At 66.3% G+C, this 20,785-nt stretch carries 21 protein-coding genes and 1 tRNA gene; 11 read left to right on the top strand and 11 right to left on the bottom strand.

The genetic code is table 11. The features are described from left to right. Positions 1-58: 58 nt before the first annotated feature. On the bottom strand, positions 59-673 hold the full coding sequence (locus tag E0T84_RS12310; RefSeq protein WP_138744580.1) for a TetR/AcrR family transcriptional regulator: 615 nt from the start codon (positions 671-673) through the stop codon (positions 59-61). Positions 674-845: 172 nt separating this feature from the next. Here E0T84_RS12310 and E0T84_RS12305 point away from each other — a divergent pair, with 172 nt between their 5' ends. From E0T84_RS12305 to E0T84_RS12275, 7 genes are all read left to right on the top strand, one after another. After that, on the top strand, positions 846-1,109 hold the full coding sequence (locus tag E0T84_RS12305; RefSeq protein ID WP_138744579.1) for a hypothetical protein: 264 nt from the start codon (positions 846-848) through the stop codon (positions 1,107-1,109). After that, positions 1,106-1,312, top strand: a complete 207-nt coding sequence (locus E0T84_RS12300; protein ID WP_171054999.1) for a hypothetical protein — start codon at positions 1,106-1,108, stop codon at positions 1,310-1,312. The genes E0T84_RS12305 and E0T84_RS12300 overlap by 4 nt, the downstream gene beginning before the upstream one ends. A gap of 44 nt (positions 1,313-1,356) precedes the next feature. Continuing rightward, positions 1,357-1,500, top strand: coding sequence for a hypothetical protein (locus E0T84_RS32715; protein WP_371725873.1), 144 nt, complete (start codon positions 1,357-1,359; stop codon positions 1,498-1,500). Continuing rightward, positions 1,440-1,910 carry a hypothetical protein gene (locus tag E0T84_RS12290; RefSeq protein WP_138744577.1) on the top strand — a complete coding sequence of 157 codons (471 nt, stop codon included), beginning with the start codon at positions 1,440-1,442 and terminating at the stop codon, positions 1,908-1,910. Before E0T84_RS32715 ends, E0T84_RS12290 begins: the two co-directional genes overlap by 61 nt. Then, positions 1,907-2,479, top strand: a complete 573-nt coding sequence (locus E0T84_RS12285; protein ID WP_138744576.1) for a hypothetical protein — start codon at positions 1,907-1,909, stop codon at positions 2,477-2,479. The genes E0T84_RS12290 and E0T84_RS12285 overlap by 4 nt, the downstream gene beginning before the upstream one ends. Positions 2,480-2,484: 5 nt before the next feature. Continuing rightward, entirely contained in the window at positions 2,485-3,462 is a 978-nt protein-coding gene (locus E0T84_RS12280; protein ID WP_171054997.1) for an alpha/beta fold hydrolase, read from the top strand. 97 nt (positions 3,463-3,559) lie between these two features. Continuing rightward, entirely contained in the window at positions 3,560-4,315 is a 756-nt protein-coding gene (locus E0T84_RS12275; protein WP_138744574.1) for an RsiV family protein, read from the top strand. Positions 4,316-4,396: 81 nt separating this feature from the next. On the opposite strand, the gene E0T84_RS12270 is transcribed toward E0T84_RS12275, so the two are convergent. From E0T84_RS12270 to E0T84_RS12255, 4 genes are all read right to left on the bottom strand, one after another. Further along, positions 4,397-4,473, bottom strand: a tRNA-Met gene (locus tag E0T84_RS12270). A gap of 85 nt (positions 4,474-4,558) precedes the next feature. After that, positions 4,559-5,953 carry an FAD-binding oxidoreductase gene (locus E0T84_RS12265; RefSeq protein ID WP_138744573.1) on the bottom strand — a complete coding sequence of 465 codons (1,395 nt, stop codon included), beginning with the start codon at positions 5,951-5,953 and terminating at the stop codon, positions 4,559-4,561. A 168-nt stretch (positions 5,954-6,121) separates the two neighbouring features. After that, positions 6,122-9,133 (bottom strand): UPF0182 family protein, encoded by a 3,012-nt coding sequence (locus E0T84_RS12260; RefSeq protein WP_070944496.1) that lies wholly within the window; start codon positions 9,131-9,133, stop codon positions 6,122-6,124. 96 nt (positions 9,134-9,229) lie between these two features. Continuing rightward, positions 9,230-10,267: a PDZ domain-containing protein gene (locus E0T84_RS12255; protein ID WP_070188438.1), complete on the bottom strand. Its 1,038-nt coding sequence runs from the start codon at positions 10,265-10,267 to the stop codon at positions 9,230-9,232. A 91-nt stretch (positions 10,268-10,358) separates the two neighbouring features. Between E0T84_RS12255 and E0T84_RS12250 the strand changes: the two genes are divergently transcribed. The 3 genes from E0T84_RS12250 to E0T84_RS12240 are packed head-to-tail and all read left to right on the top strand — an operon-like array spanning position 10,359 to position 14,043. Next, positions 10,359-11,759: a zinc-dependent metalloprotease gene (locus tag E0T84_RS12250; protein ID WP_070188435.1), complete on the top strand. Its 1,401-nt coding sequence runs from the start codon at positions 10,359-10,361 to the stop codon at positions 11,757-11,759. 58 nt (positions 11,760-11,817) lie between these two features. Further along, positions 11,818-12,666 carry a cyclodehydratase gene (locus E0T84_RS12245; protein ID WP_070188434.1) on the top strand — a complete coding sequence of 283 codons (849 nt, stop codon included), beginning with the start codon at positions 11,818-11,820 and terminating at the stop codon, positions 12,664-12,666. Between the two features lie 42 nt (positions 12,667-12,708). Then, on the top strand, positions 12,709-14,043 hold the full coding sequence (locus E0T84_RS12240; protein ID WP_070188433.1) for an AarF/ABC1/UbiB kinase family protein: 1,335 nt from the start codon (positions 12,709-12,711) through the stop codon (positions 14,041-14,043). A 96-nt stretch (positions 14,044-14,139) separates the two neighbouring features. Here E0T84_RS12240 and E0T84_RS12235 read toward each other — a convergent pair whose 3' ends face one another. The 3 genes from E0T84_RS12235 to E0T84_RS12220 form a co-directional block, all read right to left on the bottom strand. Continuing rightward, positions 14,140-14,436 carry a WhiB family transcriptional regulator gene (locus E0T84_RS12235; protein ID WP_138744572.1) on the bottom strand — a complete coding sequence of 99 codons (297 nt, stop codon included), beginning with the start codon at positions 14,434-14,436 and terminating at the stop codon, positions 14,140-14,142. A gap of 489 nt (positions 14,437-14,925) precedes the next feature. Further along, positions 14,926-17,040, bottom strand: coding sequence for an ATP-dependent DNA helicase UvrD2 (locus E0T84_RS12225; protein WP_171054996.1), 2,115 nt, complete (start codon positions 17,038-17,040; stop codon positions 14,926-14,928). A gap of 54 nt (positions 17,041-17,094) precedes the next feature. Continuing rightward, the gene (locus E0T84_RS12220; RefSeq protein ID WP_138744570.1) at positions 17,095-17,850 is read right to left on the bottom strand and encodes an SDR family oxidoreductase; all 756 of its coding nucleotides are present in this window, start codon (positions 17,848-17,850) and stop codon (positions 17,095-17,097) included. Positions 17,851-17,922: 72 nt separating this feature from the next. Between E0T84_RS12220 and E0T84_RS12215 the strand changes: the two genes are divergently transcribed. Then, positions 17,923-18,390: an Rrf2 family transcriptional regulator gene (locus E0T84_RS12215; RefSeq protein WP_138744569.1), complete on the top strand. Its 468-nt coding sequence runs from the start codon at positions 17,923-17,925 to the stop codon at positions 18,388-18,390. Positions 18,391-18,393: 3 nt separating this feature from the next. On the opposite strand, the gene E0T84_RS12210 is transcribed toward E0T84_RS12215, so the two are convergent. The 3 genes from E0T84_RS12210 to E0T84_RS12200 all read right to left on the bottom strand — a co-directional run bounded on the left by E0T84_RS12210 (position 18,394) and on the right by E0T84_RS12200 (position 20,761). Next, positions 18,394-19,272 (bottom strand): dihydrodipicolinate synthase family protein, encoded by an 879-nt coding sequence (locus tag E0T84_RS12210; protein ID WP_138744568.1) that lies wholly within the window; start codon positions 19,270-19,272, stop codon positions 18,394-18,396. 41 nt (positions 19,273-19,313) lie between these two features. Beyond that, positions 19,314-20,099: an aldolase gene (locus E0T84_RS12205; RefSeq protein ID WP_138744567.1), complete on the bottom strand. Its 786-nt coding sequence runs from the start codon at positions 20,097-20,099 to the stop codon at positions 19,314-19,316. A 134-nt stretch (positions 20,100-20,233) separates the two neighbouring features. Next, positions 20,234-20,761 (bottom strand): helix-turn-helix domain-containing protein, encoded by a 528-nt coding sequence (locus tag E0T84_RS12200; protein WP_138744566.1) that lies wholly within the window; start codon positions 20,759-20,761, stop codon positions 20,234-20,236. Positions 20,762-20,785 lie beyond the last annotated feature (24 nt).

Below are 20,785 nucleotides of genomic sequence, written 5' to 3'. Positions count from 1 at the left end.
GAAGGAAACGGGTTATTGGCGGCGCCGCCCGAAGCTGATGAGCTCGAACGGCGCGACGTCAACTTCCGGCTGGAGCAAAAGCCGGCGCGACGAAACGGCGCAATATCGACCGGTACCGTGCGACGTCGATTTCGCCACCCTCCAGCCCTCGCAGCAGCATCCATACCAGGTTGCTCAACCAGAGGTAGACGTCTGTTCGGGGTAGGTCGCGAGGCAATTCGTTGTTGACATACGCGACGTCGAGGAAGGGGTCGAAGAACTCCGCGGCCATCATCTGCCCCAAGCGCGAATCGATGATTCGGCGACCAAGGCCGGAGCCTTCAGGGTCTACGAGGTATCGCATCACCGGATCGAGGCGGGCTTCCTTGACGGTGAAGACAAGCCCCTCGACGATCTGATCCTGAAGGCCGTCCTGCCGGGACATCAGCTTGTGTGCGCGCTCGCGCAGCGTCGCTGCGTGCCGAGTTACCAGTTCGATGAGCAGATCATCCCGGTCGCTGAAATAGCGGTAGACACCAGGCCTCGACATACCCACCTCGGAGGCAATGTCCTCCATGGTGGTCTTTCGAACTCCATGGCGGATGATGCAGCGCTCGGCGGCATCAAGGATGCGATCACGCGTATCGCCCTTCGCCGCGGGTTCGGTCGACCGGTTGCGCGCACCTCGAGGCATGCGCCCATCCTAGGGCACGCTGGACGTTTTTCGTCATTTTGTAACCATTCGCGTGTCGCGTCGACCTCTCATGGTTCTTTTACCTCCATATACTTCCCTATTGCGCGACAGTGTGACATATTACGTAAAACGTCACTCGTTCACTCGACCGCCTGGCCGTCTCGGACTACGAGTGAGAGGAGCCGCCACCGATGACGAACACATCGACAAGGTGCTGCGAAAGCCCACCCAGCGATCGGCCGTGACCATGTGGACTCTCATCACCAGTGACGGGCTTCGACTCGCGAACATCGGGTCCGAACAGGATGCGCGCCGCACCGTTCACACTCTGGGCACCACACAATTGCGCGGCCCCTTTTCCTGGGACGTCGTCGACGACGGGGGACGGCGCTTCATCGCCGAGATCCGGCATCGCACCGGAAGGCCGTGGCGATGATCGTCGGACGCAACCCACGAACTCCCGTGATCAGCGACACCGTGCTCGCGCAAAGCGACCATCACCGCGGTGCCGGCATCATCGTTGACACAGATGCGATCAGGTACAAGGTCTACTGGCGCGACGGCAGGGACACCCTGGCCTGGCACGGCCGCCATGAATTGACTGTCCCGCGACTCGATTACGGGCGGGGACGGCTGTGACGAACGACGCACAATTCCGCACGGGCGATGTAGTCCGCGAAGGCATGCACGTCGGCACGGTGGCCGATGTGGGAACAGTACTCGTCCAGATAAAGACAACCACGGGCATCTCGCGAATGGTGTGCCCGTGGGAGCTCGTGAGACTTTGCGGCTCGCACGACCGCCGGAATGGTCGGTCATGGGCGTGAGCAACGTGCACGGACCCGACCTGGCCTGGGCGCTCGTCGAGGTCGCGAAACCTCATCTGAGCGCCCTCGAACGCAACTACACCTTCGTGGCGCTCGGAGCGGGAGACACCTTCGCCGCCGTTCACCAGCTACTCAAAATCATTGCGGCCAAACGAATCCCACTGCAGTCCCGGCTGGTGCTGCTGTGCAGAACATGGCTCGCGACCTACGCCGGGCACGAAGAATACGAGTACCTCCGCGGCATCGTCGAAGGCTTCGCCTCTGCCGCACCACGTCGCACCGTGCAATCGGTAGTGCACACAAATCGCGTGACGCAAATCCGCCCTGGGCGTCGACAGCCGACGTGGGCACCGTTACGGGGCCCGGCCGCGTCGATGCCACCACCGGTCCGCAGGGAGATCGTCCGATGACCTCCGCAGTGACTGAGCGGTTCAACCCACCGGGACAGCAGCAAACCGACTGCCGCACAGCTGAATTGCTCCGGCAAGGCTTGCGCTGGCTCTACGACACCGCGCAGCCGGCGGAGGCCGTCATCGACGGCCGCGTCGCCTCCACCCGGCTCGCGTCGGTCAATCGCGTCATACGTCTCGTACCGCTGGGGTGGGCTTGGAAACCTGGCATCGTCGTCGAAGTCGCGCACGTTCACTGGGGCCTCGGGACGAATGGCCCCCTCAACCCCTTGTCCAGCAGCGAGGTCACTCTGCTGGCAGACGAACTGGAGCAGCTCGGCGCCGACATCGCCGACATCCGCTGCCCCACAACGAGCCTGAGCGGGACCATCGCTCTGCTACGTCCCGCCCACCCGACGCTGCGCGCTGCCGTTGCCCGATTCGCAGCCGGATGCCCGGTTCACCACAGCCGGATCTGCGGGCGAGGAGAGAACCGCGGCGGACACAACTGCCGCTGGGCGACCGACGGCCAACGAGGCGTCATCTGGCCATTCGCTGACCCCATCCGAGCCGAGGCGCACCGACCATGACCACGATGCATACACGCAACGCCGTCCTGCACAGCGTCACCACTCCGACGCCGGAGCCCGGTCTGTACCGCTGCACGCATCGGACTGTCACGACGCACGACGGTGTGGCGCTGGCGGTGCGCGACCACTGGCCACCGACCCCCATTGAGCACACCGTGGTCCTCCTACACGGGCTGTGCCTCACCCAGCTGTCCTGGGAGAACCAAATCAACCAACTCCAGCGATCCGACCACCCCGGCCTCCGCATCATCAGTTACGACCACCGCGGCCACGGCCGGTCCACTTCTGCACCGCTGGACAGCTACAGCATCCACCAGCTGGCCAGTGACCTGTCCGAGGTCCTGGCTGCCCTGCATGTCACCGGACCCACCACTCTCGCCGGTCATTCCATGGGAGGCATGTGTGCACTCGCATACCTCGCACGCCCGGCCGGCCACCAACCCGTTCAGCCAAGCGGGCTCGTTCTGGTCGCCACCGCAGCGGGACGCCTCACCGATCACGGTCTCGGACGGCTGCTCGCCACACCCGGCCTCCTCACCCTCACCGGCCTCATCGATTACGCGCCACACCGAGCCGCCGAACATCTCCTGCGAACCCTCGCTCGACCGATCTGGGCCCTACTGACCCACCACAATGCCTTCGGCCCCGCAGAACGCAGCACCCTTGCCGCCGCCGCTGATGGGCTGGAGCGCACACCGTGGACCACCGCGCTCGGATTTCTTCGGGCCCTGAAAAACTATGACCAACGCTCGACACTGTCTCGAATCACCGCGGCCACCACCGTGATCAGCGGCGGCGTGGACGTCCTCACCCCGCCGGCACATTCTCACGAACTTGCCGGCACGATCCCCAACGCCACGCACATCCATTGGCCGACCGCCGGGCACATGCTCCTGCACGAGGCCGCACACACTGTGTCCGACGTGATCAGCGGACTGATCAGCGCGGGCCGAACCGCCACGATCCTCACTGCGGGAACCTGAGCACCGCCACCGATCAGCCCGGGTCTCATCGCGCCGTTCACTTTGGGCCAGTTCAATTTTGGCTCCGACCGGGGACACCGCGGGCTAGGGTCGGAAAATGGGCGACTCAACGGTGGGACGCAAGCTGGCCTCGGCAGCAGTCATCCTGTCGATGATCGGCACCGGGACAGCATGCGGGTCAGACCGTTCCGAACCCGCAGAGTCGACGACCACCAGCGCGTCACCGACCGCCGACGCCCCGTCGTTCGCGGGTTGCATCGAGCCCGTCGACGGCACCGCAGGAAAGGTCACCTACAAGGCGGAACTCCCGCAGCTGAAAGGCGGCGACGCCGCGGTCCGCGACAAGTTCAACGCCAGCATGCGCGCCGCCCTCGACGACTACCTCAAACCCACCGAGAACAACCTCCCGGTCACGGTCGCGCCCGGCGTGCTCGCCGAGGACGCGCGCAGCGAGGTAACCCACGTCGGTACGGGCGCGGTGGCGGGTGTGTTGCTGCTCAACATCTTCGTCGACCACGCAGCGCATCCGTTCAACACGGTGTCCACAATCGTGATCGACGCCCACACCGCCAAGCCGATCATGATCACCGATCTGTTCACCGACCGGACCGCCGGGCTCAACGCTTTGGTGGACGGCATCGAGGCCCAGATCGCAGCCGACGACAAGCTGGCCAATCAGCCTGCGCCCGAACCGGTTGCCGATCAGCTCGCCAACTGGCTGCCCGATGACGACGGCTTGGTTGTTTACATCTCCGTCGCCCACGTGCTCGGCGACTATTACCCGGTCACCGTGAGCTGGGACGCCCTTGCCGGCGTACTTGCGCCGGGGATGCAGGAGAGGTTGACGACGTAAGTCGGCGCGGCCTGTGCCGGAACGATCCAAACCCCTCGATGAAAATGGCCCCCGGAGTTTCCTCCGAGGGCCATTTCCTCTTGGTAGCGGGGACAGGATTCGAACCTGCGACCTCTGGGTTATGAGCCCAGCGAGCTACCGAGCTGCTCCACCCCGCGTTGCGAATACAAGGTTACCGGGGTCTTACGTAGAGCTCCAAATCGGGTGCTCAGAGGGGTTTCTGACCCGAAAACGACCGCAGAATCAGCCCACGGAGCGCACCACCTGGCCGCACCGGAACACCCCTGCCGGGTCGTGCCGATCACCCAGTGCGGCCAGCCAGTGCCGGGTCTGTTCGTCGTAGACCCGTACGGCCCTCCCGGCGTCCTCCGAGGGTGCGAAATTGGCGATCTGGCCGCCGCTGGACCACTGTGACAGGGCCACGATGAGCGCGCCGGCCTGCGGCACCACCAACTCGGCGGCCGGCGGTGCCAGGACTCCGATGACGGCTACCGCAAACGCGGCGTCGCGGTGGCAGAACGCACTGCGGTGTCGTGCCTCACGTGCCAGTGCCCCGCCGAGCATCCGGACTTCGACGATCGTCTGCACCGAGCCCGAATCCGGACCGGCCGCGGCCAGCAGCACCTCGACCGTCTCCGCAGTCAATTCCCGCAGCAGCGTGTGGTGTTCGTAGATCGGCATCGGATCGATCGGATCGGCATGTACCGCACCGATCGCGGCGTACGGCATAACCGCGACGGTGTCGAGCACCGCCGTGGCAACCGCGCGCATCGGCGCCAGGAGACGTTGCGCCTCGGCGAAGTCACCGAGGGCCGCGTAGCGCACCGCAACGGTGAACTTCCCGGCCAATGGCTCAGGAATCCCGGGCAGCGGCGGAAGCCGTTGTAGCGCGATCGAAGTCGAGATGGACTCGGGCAGGTCGGCACACCAGCGGTTCCATTCGTGCAACACCACCGCGGCGTCCGCACCATCGAAATACACCGCGCCGCCGTAGAACTCCCGAATCGGGAGGAGTTCGATCTCGACGGCGGTGACGATACCCAGGGTCGACTTTCCGCCGCGCAGTCCCCAGAACAGCTCCGCGTTCTCCTCGGGTGTGGCGCGCAGCAACTCTCCTGCGCCGGTGACCAACTCGAAGGATCGCACATAGTCCGACGACAGCCCGACGCTGCGGACCAGCGGCCCGATCCCTCCGCCGGTCAGGAACCCCACCACACCGACATGCGTTGCGGAGCCACCCAATCCGGCCAGGCCGTGGCCAGCGGCCGCGTCGAGCACGTGCTGCCACGTCGCCCCGGCCGCCACCCGTGCGGTGCGGGCCACCGGATCCACGGTGACCTCGGTCATGCCGGACGTCACCACCAGGATGGTGTCGGACTCGACCGACAGGGCACCATGGCCGGTGGCCTGGACACCCACCCGATATCCCCGGACGGCCGCGTATCCGACCGTGTTGGCGATGTCATAGGCGGTGGCCGCCAACACCACGGCGGCGGGCCGCACGGTGGCCGCCAGATTCCACGGGGTGGCCCGCTCGTAGCCGGCCTCGCCCGGCAGCGCGACCGGGGCCGCGACGTGGGCACGTAGCCCCTCCAGCGCGTCGTCCAGGCCGTCGTGCGCAAGGTCGGTCAGGGTCATCGGGGTCCTCCCAGGAATGCTGCTCAGGCAGCCGGTGCGAATTTCTCGGCGCCCAGCATCGCGGAGGCCACTTGGTATCCACTTGGCGGCCAGCTCAGCAGGACTGGGCAGACCAAAAGTGCCCACCTTCCAGGGAAAGTGGGCACTCTTGGCAGTCGTGCTGGGACGCTACTTGGACGAATTGAACTTGTTCATCGCATCGTTCAACCGCTGCAACGCCTGCCCGTACTTGCCGAAGTCACCGCTGCGCTGCGCATCCTGGGCCGCCGACAGGGCCGACTCGACCTCCTTGAGCGCAGCCGACTTCGCCGGGGACAGCTGCACCGGCTCGCCCGGCGGGACCGCCGCGGGCGGCGGCGTAGCTGCCCGAGGCGCTTGACCGTCCGCATTGGCCGGCGGCTGGGCGGCCGGTGGCTCTTCCGGGGTGCCTGCGGCCGCCTGCGGCTTGCCGTCCGTAGGAGCCACATTGGTGGCGGTGTCGCCCGCACCCGGGCCGAACAGTTCGGTCAGTGCGTCGCTGACCGTGGGGCCGTAGCCGACCTTGTCGTTGTACATCATGGCCACCCGGATCAGGCGCGGATACGACGACGCCGCGTCGCTGCTGCCTGGCGAGGCGTAAACGGGTGCGACGTACAACAATCCGCCGTCGGCCACCGGCAGGGTAAGCAGATTGCCCCATCGGATCCGGTTCGTGTTGTCCCGGCCGATCACACCGAGATCCTGGCTGACCGCGGTATCGGTACTGATCGCGTTGAAGGCCAGCTTGGGTCCGTTGACCTGACCCGGAATCGTCAACACGGTGATCTTGCCGTAATTCGACGGATCGGAGCTGGCGCTGACATAGGCGGCCAGGAAGTCACGGCGAATCCAGTTCATCGCACTGGTCAACTGGAACGACGACGAGCTGTCGTTGTTGGCGAGATCCCGCGCCACGATGTAGTACGGCGGTTGGAAACTGCTGGCCGTCGGGTTGGGATCCAGTGGAACATCCCAGAAGTCGGCGTTGGTGAAGAACTTCACCGGATCGTCGACGTGGTACTTGGCCAGCAATGAACGCTGCACCTTGAACAGATCCTCGGGATAACGCAGGTGCTCCTGCAGCTCCGGGGAGATGTCCGACTTGGGTTTGACGGTGCCCGGGAACACGCTCATCCAGGCCTTGAGCACCGGATCCTGTTCATCCTGGGCATACAGCGTGACCGTCCCGTCGTACGCGTCGACGGTGGCCTTGACCGAGTTGCGAATGTAGGACACCTGCTTGTCCGGGGCCAGCCGGTTGACCGCCACTTCGTTGGAATCGGCTGTCGCACTGGACAGTGTGGTCAACTCCGAATACGGGTAGTTGTCCAGCGTCGTGTATCCGTCGACGATCCAGACCATGCGCTTGTTGACGATCGCCGGGTACACGCTGGTGTCGGTGGTCAGCCACGGCGCCACCGCCTCGACGCGTTCCGCCGGATCCCGGTTGAACAGGATCTTGCTGTTCTCACCGATCACGTTGGACAGCAGGAAGTTGCGCTCGGCGAACTTCGCGGCGAACACCGTGCGGGCCAGCCAGTTGCCGATCCGCACACCGCCGCTGCCCGAGTACGTGTAGTTCTTCGTCTCGGTGTTGGTCTCATAGTCGTACTCGCGGTCGACATCGCCGTTCTTGCCGACGATCGCATAGTCGGCCGCGGTGTCGGCGATCACCGGCCCGTAGTAGACCCGGGGCTGGTCCAGCGGCGCCGGTCCGGGTGAGACCACGTTGCCGTTGGCGCCGACCACGCTGGCGAGGAACTCGGGGTAACCGCCGTTCTGGTTGGGGTCGTTGGCAATTCCGCGCACGGTGTTGGCCGGTGAGGCGATGAAGCCGTTGCCGTGCGTGTAGACGGTGTGCCGGTTGATCCAGTCGCGCTGGTTCTCGATCAACCGGTCCGGGTTCAGTTCGCGTGCGGCGACCACGAAGTCGCGCAGATTGCCATCGGGGCCGGCGTAGCGGTCGATGGCCAGCTGATCCGGGAAGAAGTAGAAGTTCTTGCCCTGCTGGAACTGGGTGAAGGCGGGGCTGACGATCGTCGGATCGAGCAGCCGGATGTTCGATGTCGTCGCGCGGTCCGCAGCGACCTGCTGGGCCGTCGTCTGTCCGCTGCTCTCGTAGCTGCGATACGTCACCGTGTCACTGGTGAGCCCATAGGCCTGCCGGGTCGCGGCGATACTGCGACTGATGTACTCGCTTTCCTTCTGCGCCGCGTTGGGCTTGACGCTGAACTGCTCGACGACCAGTGGCCATCCCGCGCCGACCACCAGCGAGCTCAGCAGCAACAGCACCACACCGATGGCCGGGATCCGCAAGTCGCGCAGCACGATCGCCGAGAACACCGCCACCGCACAGATCACGGCGATGGCCAGCAGGATCAGCTTGGCCGGCAGCACGGCGTTGATGTCGGTGTAACCGGCACCGGTGAACGGCTTGCCGGCGCGGGTATTGCTCAGCAGCTCGTAGCGGTCCAGCCAGTACGCGAACGCCTTCAGCAGGATCAGGAAGCCGATCAGGCTGATCAGCTGGATACGTGCGGCACGGCTCAGCGCTCCGCTGCGCCCCGTCAGCCGGATCCCGCCGAACACGTAATGGCCCAGCAGATTCGCGACGAAAGCCAGGAACGTCGCGACGAACAGGTACGTCAGCACCAGCCGGTAGAACGGCAGATCGAAGGCGTAGAAACCCAGATCCCGGCCGAACTGCGGATCGGTGATCCCGAAATCGCTGCCGTGCAGGAACAACTGCACGCGCACCCAGTAGCTCTGCGCGATCACACCGGCCAGCAGGCCGATGAAGACCGGCACCCCGATCCCGAACAGCCGCAACCGGGCCAGCACGGTGGTGCGGTACCGCGCCACCGGATCGTTCGGGCCGGCGGCCGGGACGAACACCGGACGGCTGCGGTAGGCCAACGCCAGCCCCGCGAACACCACGGCCCCGATGAACAGCCCCACCACGAGGAACACGATGAGCCGGGTCACCAGCACGGTGGTGAACACCGAGCGGTACCCCAACTCACCGAACCACAGCCAGTCGACGTAACCGTCGACCACGCGGGGTCCGATCAACAACGCCAGCACCACCACCAGTGCCAGCCCGATCAGTACCCGGCTACGTCGTGTCAGCTTCGGCATCCTCGCCGTCGGCCGCATCCCCACTCGCGAACTCCCGTTTCAGCCTCGGTGGACTCGTGACATGCCCGACGGGGCCGCCCGATTTTCTACAACTCTAGTCATCCACCGGCCGGGTGCGGGCTAGCAGCGAGGCGGTTCGCCACCGGCAGAAATCGTGTGCAGCGCGTCGACCGCCTGGGTCAGCGTCTCGACCTTGACCAAATCCATGCCGTCCTGCGGTGCCGACCGCGCCTCGGTGCAGTTGTCGGCCGGCACCAGGAACACCGTTGCGCCGGCTTCCTTGGCGGCCAGCATCTTGTGGGTGATGCCGCCGATCGACCCCACCTTTCCCTCGCCGGTGATGGTTCCGGTGCCGGCGACGAACTTGCCGTCGTTGAGGTCGCCGGTGGTCAGCTTGTCGACGACGGCCAGGCTGAACATCAGGCCCGCCGACGGGCCGCCGATGTTGGCCAGGTGGAAGTCGATGCTGAACGGCGCCCACGGGGCGTCGAGCACGCCAACGCCGAGGAACCCGTAGTCCCGGTCCGGGTTGTCGCCGAGCGTGATGGTGGTGACTCCGGGCGGAGCGTTCTTGCGCCGGAAGTCGATCACCAATTGATCGCCCGGCTTGGTCTTCTTCAAGAGGGCCTGGAACTCGTCGAGGTTGGCCACCGGTGTGCCGTTCACGCCGTCGATCGCGTCACCGTCGCGCAGCTTGCCCGCCGACGGGCCGGGGTCGGTGACGCTCTGCACGGTGACCGCCACCGGGTACTTCAAGAACGCCAGGGCCGCGTACTCGGCGCTGTCCTCGGACTTCTTGAAGTCGGAGTTGTTGGCCTCGTCGATCTCGCTCTTGGACTTGTCCGGCGGGTACACCAGGTCGCGCGGCACCAGCTGCTCACGACCCGACATCCACAGCGCCATCGCCTGGCCGAGGGTCAGGCCGTCACGCTGGGACACCGTGGTCATGTTCAGGTGCCCCGAGGTGGGGTGGACCAAATCGCCGGACCCTGCGGTGCCTTTGATGTCGACGACCTGCTTGCCTTCGACCTCGCCGAGCGTGTTGAAGGTCGGACCGGGCCCCAACGAGACGAAGGGCACCGTCACCACCGACAGCAGCACACCGAACGCCACGATCGGCACCAGCGCAACCAGCAGTGTCAAAATCCGCCTGTTCACGCCGCCCACAGTAAAGCCTGCACCTCCGTGTTCACCCACAGCGTGACCCGCAGCCGCACCCGAGCACCCCGTCATGAGTACCGTTGTGGGTATGGCTGACCTGCCTTTCGGCTTCTCCGCCGGGAACGACCCCGACCGAGACAAAGACAAGAAGGACCCCGATTCGGGGTCCGGTTCCGGCAACTCCGGACCAGGTCCGGGATCGGATCCGTTCGGTCTCGGCATGGGCGGAGCCAACTTCGACATGGGCGACCTGGGGCAGATCTTCACCAAACTCGGCGAGATGTTCAGTGGCGCCGGCAGCGCGATGGCCGGTGGCAAACAATCGGGCCCCGTGAACTACGACCTGGCCCGACAGTTGGCATCCAACTCGATCGGGTTCGTCGCGCCGGTACCGGAGAAGACCACCGGTGCCGTCGCCGACGCGGTTCGGTTGGCCGAGACGTGGCTCGACGGGGTCACCCCGCTGCCTGCCGGCACCACCCGGACGGTGGCCTGGACGCCCAGCGACTGGCTGGACAACACCCTCGACACCTGGAAGCGACTGTGCGACCCGGTGGCAGAACAGATCTCGTCGGTGTGGGCCTCGGCGTTGCCCGAAGAGGCCAAGAGCATGGCCGGCCCGCTGCTGGCGATGATGTCGCAGATGGGCGGCATGGCGTTCGGCTCACAGCTGGGCCAAGCGCTGGGCAAGCTGTCCCGCGAGGTGCTGACCTCTACCGATGTCGGCCTGCCGCTGGGGCCCAAAGGCGTCGCCGCACTCATGCCTGAGGCCGTCGAAACCCTCGCCGAGGGGCTCGAACGCCCCCGCAGCGAGATCCTGACCTTCCTGGCTGCCCGCGAGGCCGCCCATCACCGGCTGTTCAGCCACGTGCCGTGGCTGCCGAGCCAGCTGCTCGGCGCCGTCGAGGCCTTCGCCAAGGGCATGAAGGTCGACATGTCGGGCATCGAGGATTTCGCCCGAGGGTTCAACCCGGCCTCCCTCGGCGACCCGTCGGAGATGGAGCAGCTGCTCAACCAGGGCATCTTCGAACCGAAAGCGACCCCTGAGCAAGAAGCCGCCCTGGAACGGCTGGAAACCCTGCTCGCGCTGATCGAGGGCTGGGTACAGACCGTCGTCACCGCTGCCCTGGGCGACCGGATCCCCGGCACCTCGGCACTGGCCGAGACGTTGCGGCGGCGTCGTGCCACCGGCGGGCCGGCCGAGCAGACCTTCGCCACGCTGGTGGGCCTCGAATTGCGCCCCCGCAAGATGCGCGAGGCCGCGATGCTGTGGGAACGGCTGACCGAGGCCGTCGGCACCGACGCCCGCGACGGTGTGTGGCAGCACCCCGACCTGCTGCCGAGCGCGTCCGATCTCGACGAGCCGGCCGGCTTCATCGACCGGATGATCGGCGGCGACACCACCGGCATCGACAGCGCCTTCGAGCAGGCGATCGCCGACTTGGAGAAAGAGCAGGACGAGCGCCGCGACACCGAAGGTGACGACTAACCCCAAGGCCTGTGGATAACTGAAACGGCGGTCCCCGCCTCCGTGGCAGAGTCATCCCATGACGCGCTATGTTCTCGCCGCAGGCCGGCAGATCCTGCTGCGTCCGGACGAGGCGGTCCAGCTCGGCTGGGATCCGCGGCGCGCGGTGCTGGTCCGGCCTCCTGGTGGGATGACCCAGAACCAACTGGCCGACCTGCTGCGCTGCCTGCAGGCGGGCGCCACCCGCGACGAATTGGTCACCGCCGCAGACCCATTCGACGACACCGAGGCGATCGACGAGTTGATCGACGCGCTCACCGCGGCCGGCATGCTCACAGCCCTGCGCACGCGGCGGGCACGACCGACCCGCTCGCCGTCCATCCGTATCCACGGCCGCGGTCCCCTGTCAGAGCTGCTGGCCAATGGCCTGCGCTGCTCGGGCGCGAAGGTCAGGCGTAGCTCGAATCCGCACACCACCACCGTGGCGGCCGCCACCGACCTGATGGTGCTGGCCGACGATCAGGTCAACGACCCACGGCTCCTGCAGGACCTGCATCGCGACGGCATCGCCCATTTGTCGGTGTGCGTCCGCGACGGAGCCGGGCTGGTAGGTCCGCTGGTGATTCCGGGGCTGACGTGCTGCCTGCACTGCACCGATCTGCACCGCACCGATCGCGACGCGGCCTGGCCGGCTCTGGCCACCCAGCTGCGGGGCGCCGTGGGCAGCGCCGGCCGGGCGACCATCCTGGCCACCGCCGCCTTGGCGTTGCACCAGGTGGACCTGGTGATCCGGGCGGTCGGGCGCACCGGCGAAGACCAACCTGCACCCGATGTACCGCCCACCCTGAACACCACCCTGGAACTCGGCGCCGACGGGTACACGATCATCGCGAGGCACTGGTCCCGGCACCCCGACTGTCCGTGTTGAAAACGTTTGTTGCCAGTTGGTTGTGGGCCATTCAGGCGAGTCATGGATGATGGTCTGGTGTCTGACATCAAACGTGGAAGCGTGGCACGGAATGCGAAGCTCGCCGGCTTGGCCGGCGGCATGGCGGGTCGGGCCGCACTAGGCTTCGGCAAGCGTCTGACCGGCAAGTCCAAGGACGAAGTCACTGCCGAGTTGATGGACAAAGCCGCACAGCAGCTGTTCACCGTATTGGGTGAGCTCAAGGGCGGCGCGATGAAGGTGGGCCAGGCCCTGTCGGTGATGGAAGCAGCCATCCCCGAGCAGTACGGCAAGCCGTACCGCGAGGCCCTGACCAAATTGCAGCGCGAGGCCCCGCCTCTGCCCGCTGCCAAGGTGCACCGGATGCTCGACACTCAGCTGGGCACCAAGTGGCGGGAACGGTTCACCTCCTTCGATGACACCCCGGTGGCCTCGGCGAGCATCGGCCAGGTGCACAGGGCGGTGTGGTCGGACGGCCGCGAGGTGGCCGTCAAGATTCAGTACCCCGGGGCCGACGAGGCGCTACGCGCCGACCTCAAGTCCATCCAGCGGCTGGTCGGGGTGTTCAAGCAGTTGGCCCCGGGTGCGGACATCCAGGGCGTGGTCGACGAGCTGATCGAACGCACCGAGATGGAGCTCGACTACCGGCTGGAGGCAGACAATCAGCGGGCCTTCGCCAAGGCCTACGCCGACGATCCCCATTTCGCGATCCCCCACATCGTGGCCAGCGCCCCCAAGGTGGTGATCGCCGAATGGATGGAGGGCATCCCGATGTCGGAGATCATCCGCGACGGAACGGCCGAGCAACGCGACCTGATGGGCACCCGGCTGACCGAGCTGACCTTCGGCTCGCCCGATCGGCTGGAGATGATGCACGGCGACGCGCATCCGGGGAACTTCATGCTGCTGCCCGACGGCCGGATGGGTGTCATCGACTTCGGAGCGGTGGCACCGCTGCCCGGCGGGTTGCCCTACGCGCTCGGCGAGATGATCCGGCTGGCCCGCGACAAGAACTATGACGAGCTACTTCCGGTGATGGAAACAGCGGGGTTCATCCAGAAGGGCGAACAGGTCTCCATCGAAGAGGTCAACGACATGCTGCGCCAGTATGTCGAACCCATCGAGGTCGACGTTTTCCACTACAACCGCCGGTGGCTGCAGAAGATGGCTGCCGGGCAGATGGACAATTCGGTCGCACAGATCAAGATGGCCCGGCAGCTCGATCTGCCGGCGAATCTGGCGATCCCGGCGCGGGTCATCGCCTCGATAACGGCAATCTGCTGCCAGCTCGACGCCCATGTGCCAGTGAAAGCCATTGCCACGCAATTCGTTCCGGGCTTCACCGAGGAAGCCGCCTAGTACCGCAGTTGTCTCTCGAATGTCACGCTGGAGTGACGCCCGGCTTCGGGCGTCACTCCAGCGTGACAATGGCGGGTGCGCGGGTGCGCGGGTGTGTCAGGCGGCGGCCACCTTCCGCGGGCGACCCCGCGGCCGCTTGCGGGCCACAATGGTTCCGCGGTCGAGGATCTCACCGCCCCAAACACCCCACGGCTCTTGCCGTTCCAGCGCAGCGGCCAGGCACTCGTTGCGGATCGGGCAATCCGCACACAGGGCCTTGGCCTGCTCCAGATCGACTGGGCTCTCGGCGAACCACAGATCGGGATTCCCGATGTGGCACGGCACCGCCGGTAGCCGCTGTTCGCATGTCACCGGCGCGACGCTCATCTGCGGAGCGGTCATCGCAATGGACATGTGTATGTCCCCCTGCTTCCTGGTCGTAGTTGTCGGCGATCTGTCTTTTCGAGGGATCTGCGACCAGGTTTCTCGGGGTGGAACAACTCCCAAAAAATTTGGCCACGGATCCGGTTGACTGCGGGTCCGTGGCCATTTGGCGGGTGATGGGAGCTCTTCCTAGAAGAATCTCCGATCCACGGACGCGCCTGTCGCGGCGGCGGGGCGGCGCTTGTGCTGCGGCGCAATAGCGGCGGCGGCAGCGACGGGCCATCCAGCGGCGGCGGGGGCAGCGGATGCGGCATGCCGGCGGCCCTCCGGGGCAACCGGGGAAACGCCGACGGCGAGTACGGACAACGGCATGCCAGCAACCGCTACACCGCTGAATTCGATGTTGTTATCCATTGCGGGCACCCTCCTTCCGTCTCGTCACCAGAGCTGTGTTACGAGGCTAAAGCCTAGCAGCCAAATCGCACAACATATTTTCTACCTGCGGTTTTGGCGTGATCTTTACGAATTTTGGCGGCCTTTGACCAACTCGAGCACGTCCGGGCCGTACTGCTCGAGCTTGCGCGCACCGATTCCGGGCAGGGCCACCAGCGCGGCCTCGTCGGACGGCAGCGACTCGGCGATGGCGATCAGGGTGTTGTCGGTGAACACCACATAGGCCGGCACCTTCATCTCTTTGGAGACGCGCAGCCGCCACTCCTTGAGCTCGGAAAGCAGCTCTTCATCCAGATCCGACGGACAGGTTTCGCAGCGGCGCAACATGATCGCCGGCGGTGTCGTCAACGCGGCGTTGCACACCCGGCAGCGCGGAGCCGGACCGCGTTGGCGGCGCGTGCGGTCCGGCCCGGTGCCCACCGAATTCTGCAGTTGCGGTGCGATGCCGTTGAGGAATCGCGACGGCCGACGGCCCTGGCGCCCGCCGGGTGTGCGGGCCAGCGCCCAGCTCAGCCCGAGATGAACCCGGGCGCGGGTCACCCCGACATAGAGCAGGCGCCGCTCCTCTTCCACGGGCTCGCTGTCAGGCCCGTGTGCGAGTGCATGCGAGATGGGCAGCGTGTTGTCGGCCAGGCCGACGAGGAACACCGCATCCCACTCCAGGCCCTTGGCCGCATGCAACGAGGCCAACGTGACGCCCTGCACCACCGGTGGGTGCCGCGCGTCGGCCCGCTGACGCAGCTCGGCGACCAGTGCGCGCAGATCCAGACCGGGGCGCAGCGCCACCTCCTCGTCGACCAATTCGGCCAACGCCGTCAACGCCTCCCAGCGCTCGCGGGCTTTCGTGCCGGCCGGCGGTTCGGCGGTCAGGCCGAGCGGCTCGAGCAGTTCACGCACCAGCGCGGACAGGTCGTCCTCGGGGATGTCACGTTCGGCGAAGCGCTGCATGGCCACCAGCGCCTGGCGGATCTCCTGGCGGCTGAAGAAGCCCTCACCGCCACGAACCTGGAACGCCACGCCGGCCTCGGTGAGCGCCTCCTCATACACCTCGGACTGGGCGTTGATCCGGTAGAGCACCGCGATTTCGGCGGGCTCCGTTCCGTTTTCGATCAGCTTCTTGATGGACCGGGCCACGGCATTCGCCTCGGCCACCTCGTCGGGATACTCGGAGAACGTCGGCTCGGGGCCCGGATCCCGCTGCCCCACCAGATGCAGCTTGCTGCCTGCCATCCGACCGCGGGCGGCGGCGATCACCCGGTTGGCCAACGACACCACCTGCGGCGTCGACCGGTAGTCACGCTCCAGGCGCACCACCGCGGCGTCGGGGAAGCGCCGCGAGAAGTCCAGCAGGAAGCGCGGGGTGGCCCCGGTGAACGAATAGATGGTCTGGTTGGCGTCACCGACCACGGTGAGATCGTCGCGCTCCCCCAACCAGGCGTCGAGTACGCGCTGCTGCAGGGGCGTGACGTCCTGGTACTCGTCGACGACGAAACAGCGGTAGCGGTCGCGGAATTCCTGCGCGACGGCGGCATCGTTCTCGATTGCCGCGGCGGTGTGCAGCAGCAGATCGTCGAAGTCCAACAGGGCCGAGCCGTCCCGGCGGGCCTTGAGCTTCTCGTAGTTCGAATAGACCGCGGCGACCTTGGCGGCATCGAACGGGATGTCGCGGCCGACCTTGGCCACCGCTGTGCCGTAGCTCTCCGGGGTGATCAAAGATGCCTTGGCCCACTCGATTTCGCCGGCCAGGTCACGGACGTCGTCGGTGCTGGTCTGCATACCAGCCCGGTTCGCGGCCTGCGCCACCACGGCAAACTTGCTGTCCAGCAGCTCCCAACCGGTGTCACCGACCAGCCGAGGCCAGAAGTACTGCAACTGCCGACGTGCCGCAGCGTGGAATGTCACCGCCTGCACCGCCGACGTGTTCACGCCCGACTCTTGGCCCAGTGCCCGCAACCGGCCGCGCATCTCCCCCGCGGCCCGCGCGGTGAACGTCACCGCGAGCACCTGGCTGGGTGCGACATGACCGGCGGCCACCAGGTGCGCGATGCGACGGGTGATGGTGCGGGTCTTGCCGGTGCCCGCGCCGGCCAGCACGCACACCGGGCCGCGGGCGGCCAGCACTGCCTCCCGCTGCTCATCGTCCAGATCGCCCAGTGCGGACGAGGGAGCCTCCAACGGCATGCAGTCCATGGTGTCAGAGACCGCTGACAATCCCGGTCCCGGCGTGCCCGGCAACTACCGCTGTCGGCTCAGCCACTGGTCGAAGGTGGTGGGAGCGATGCGCGCGTCGTCGCCGGGCAGTAGCGCATTGCCCGCCATCTCGACACCGAAGATCGACGACCACGTCGGCACCAAGGTCACCTCCCGCCCGCGAGCTGCCAGGGTTCGCCGGGCCATGTCCACCAGGTCCTGGGTCTGGGGGCCGGCCACATCGGCGTAGCGGCCCCGCGGGTCGCCCGTCACGACCTCGGCGAGCACGGCGGCGATGTCGTCGGGGTCGATGGGCTGGACCAGCAGGGGCGCGATCTCGGCACTGGCACCGTCGGGACCGGACTGCTCGGTCCAGCCCACCACCATCTCGGCGAAGTCGTGGAACTGGGTGGCCGGCACGATCGTCCACGGCACTGGCCCCGCCCCGATCTGCTTCTCCTGCTCGCGTTTTCCGGCGTAGTGCGGATTGCCGTCGATGCCGTGTATCCCCACGATGGACAGCAACACGTGATGCGAAACGTTGGCGCGGTGCTCGGCGACCAACAGATTGCGGGTGGCGGTACCCAGGTAGTCGACCGTGCGCTCACGATCGGCGGGCGGGGCACTGATAGCGTCGACCACGGCCTGCACCCCTTCCAGCGCGGCGTCGAGGCCGTCCCCGGTGGACAAGTCCACCCCGGACGAGCGGCTGATCGCCACCACCTCGTGTCCCGCGCCCCGCAAGGCCGCGACCACGCGTGCCCCGATGTTTCCCGTAGCCCCGGCAACTGCGATTCGCATGATGTCTCCCGTCCTCGACGATGGATATCTCGGACTATATAGGTCCGCAATATCTGTAATAAGGTAGGAGTCGTGAAACTTCCCGTGGCCACCGAGTGGGCCCTGCACTGCGCGACGTCGCTGGCGCAGCTCGAGCCCGGGACCACCGCGTCGGCCGCCGATCTCGCGGAGCATTTCGACCTGCCCGCCGCCTACCTCGCCAAGCAACTGCAAGCCTTGACGCGGGCGGGTGTGCTGGCCGCGACGACCGGGCCGCGCGGCGGATTCCGGCTCGGGCGGGCACCCGCCGACACCACCCTGCTGCAGATCGTCGAGGCCGTCGACGGCGCGTCGCCACCCTACGAATGCCGCGAGATTCGGCGGCAGGGCCGCGGTGCGCTTCCTGCGAGTTGGTGCCGCCACGAGTGCATCCTGGCGGTGAAGATGGCCGACGCCCACCAGGCCTGGCGGGCCAGCCTCGACGGCGTCACACTTGCCGACATCCTCGCCGACATCCCGGCTGCGGCACCGACCCGCACGCGAAAGTTGTTGGGCAGGTAAGGCTCACAGCAGGAGCCGGCGCAATTCCTCGCGTCCGCCCGCGTCGAGAGGCAGCAGCGGCGGACGCGGGTCTCCGACACCCCGGCCGAGCAGCTCGAGTCCACCCTTGATCGTGGTGGGCAGACCGCCGGCCACGATGAACTCCAGGAACGGCTTGAGTTCGGTGTAGATGGTCTCGGCCTTGGCCCAGTCTCCGCCCTGTGCCGCGGCGTAGAGATCCAGGCACGGCTGCGGAAGCAGGTTCGGCGCCGCCGTGCACCAGCCCCTCGCACCCGCCTTGAAGGCTTTGAGAATCATCGGATTACTGCCGTTGTAGAACGGCAGCCCGCCGTCGGTGAGCTCGGACAGGCGCTCCATGCGGGCGATGTCCCCGGTGGATTCCTTGACCATGGTGACGTTGTCGATGTCGGTGAACATCTGGACCAGCAGTTCCGGCCGCATGTCGATGCCACTGGTGGCCGGGTTGTTGTACACCATGATCGGAATGTCGATCGCGGCGCCGATCGCTGCGTAATGCTGGGCGATCTCTCGTTCTGACAGTTTCCAGTAGGAAATAGGCAGCACCATCACCGCATCCGCACCGGCCCGCTGGGCGTATCGCGCGCGGCGAATGGTGTTGGCAGTGGTGAGATCTGACGCGCCGATGACGACGGGAACCCGACCGTCGACCACGCCGATCGTGGTGTCGACGACGGCGTCGAACTCTGCCTCGGCGAGATAGGCCGACTCACCGGTGCTGCCGAGCGGGACGATCCCGTGGGCTCCGTCGGTCACCAACCGGTCGACGAGGGCGGCGAGCTTTTCCGTGTCGATCCTCTGGTCGTCGGCAAAGGGGGTCACGGGGTAGGCCAGAATTCCGTGGATCTCGGTACTGGACGGCATGTTCGTATCCATTTCCATGTAGTTGGGGCAGGTATGAGGGGTCAACTGGTCAACACGTCGGGATGGTTGCGGAGCGCGCGGCGGGCGTAGTAGGCGAAGTTGGCCTGGCTGCGCTTGGGCCGCAACGTCCAGTCGTGGGCCTCCCGCGCAAGCCTCGGAGGCAGGTCGGCAATCGTTCCCGCTGCCATGGCGGCCAATTGCAGTTTGGCGCCCCGCTCGATCAGCATCGCCAGCGAGCACGACTCCTCGATGCTGGCTCCGGCGATCACGTGACCGTGGTGAGCCAACAGGATCGCCTTCTTGTCCCCCAGTGCGGCGCTGATGATCTCGCCCTCTTCATTGCCGACCGGGACGCCGGGCCAGTCGGCCAGGAACGCACAGTCGTCATAGAGCGGCGCGATATCCATCTGGGACACCTGCAACGGAACTTCCAGCATCGAGAGCGCGGCGACGTGGAACGGGTGGGTGTGCACGATGCACTGCACATCGGGCCGCGCCCGGTAGATCCACGAATGGAAGCGGTTGGCGGGGTTTGCCATTCCCTCACCTTCGAGAACATTGAGGTCCTCGTCGACGAGCAGCAGGTTCCCATCGGTGATCTCGTCGAAGCCCAGACCGAGCCGCTGGGTGTAGTAGGTGCCCGGCCTCTCGGCCCGCGCGGTGATCTGCCCGGCCAGCCCCGAGTCGTGGCCCGCGTCGAACAGCGCGCGGCAAGTGAGGGCCAGCTTCTGCCGCGGGGTCAGCGTGGACTCCTCGATATGGGTCGACAGCGCGTCGAGTGCACGCTGCATCAGAATCTGTTTCGAATCACCAAGAGTCGTCGTCATCCCAGTCCACCTTCCCGTTCGGAACCCGTAGGAGACACACCACGAACGATAGGACACTTTGTGTCCTATCGTCAATCAGGCGGGTGCCAGCGCAGCGTTCGGGGGTAGGCCGGAAAAGGGTGAAACGACAGCCGTCAGCGGCTGCGGCCGTACTCGGTGTGGGTGATCACCAGGACCTCACTGGGCGTGGCTCCCCGCTGCCGGAGCTGGTGCGGCAGGGAGGCGTCGAAGTACGCGCAATCGCCGGCTTCCAGGGTCACCAACTCGTCCTGATAACGCAGTTCGACGACACCCGCGTGGACAAAGACCAACTCCTGCCCGGCGTGTTCTGGATGCGGATGCTCGGCGAACTTGGACGTTGGTCGCACGATGAACGGCGACATCGACTTTCCCAGCATTCCAGCGGCCACGGCCTGATACCTGTTTGCACCCCGCTCACCGGCTCGGTCGACAGACAGCGTGGTGACCGACGGATCCTCGGAAAACAATTGTGCGACATCGACATCGAGCGCCCGGGCCACCTTCATCGCGACCGCGATCGACGGAGTGGAGCGCTGCCGTTCGACCTTGGACAGGTAACTCTTGGTCAGTCCGGTGGCCTCGGCGAGCTCCTCAAGAGTCATGCCGCGCTGTTGACGCACGGCACGCAACAGGGCGCTCATCACACCTCCCGCTCGTTCGGCAAC

It is taken from the genome of Mycobacterium sp. DBP42 (assembly GCF_005924235.1).
GTDB classification, from domain to species: Bacteria; Actinomycetota; Actinomycetes; order Mycobacteriales; family Mycobacteriaceae; genus Mycobacterium; species Mycobacterium syngnathidarum.
Note: the sequence above shows the minus strand (reverse complement) of the source record. Positions and strands in the feature narration are given on the sequence as shown.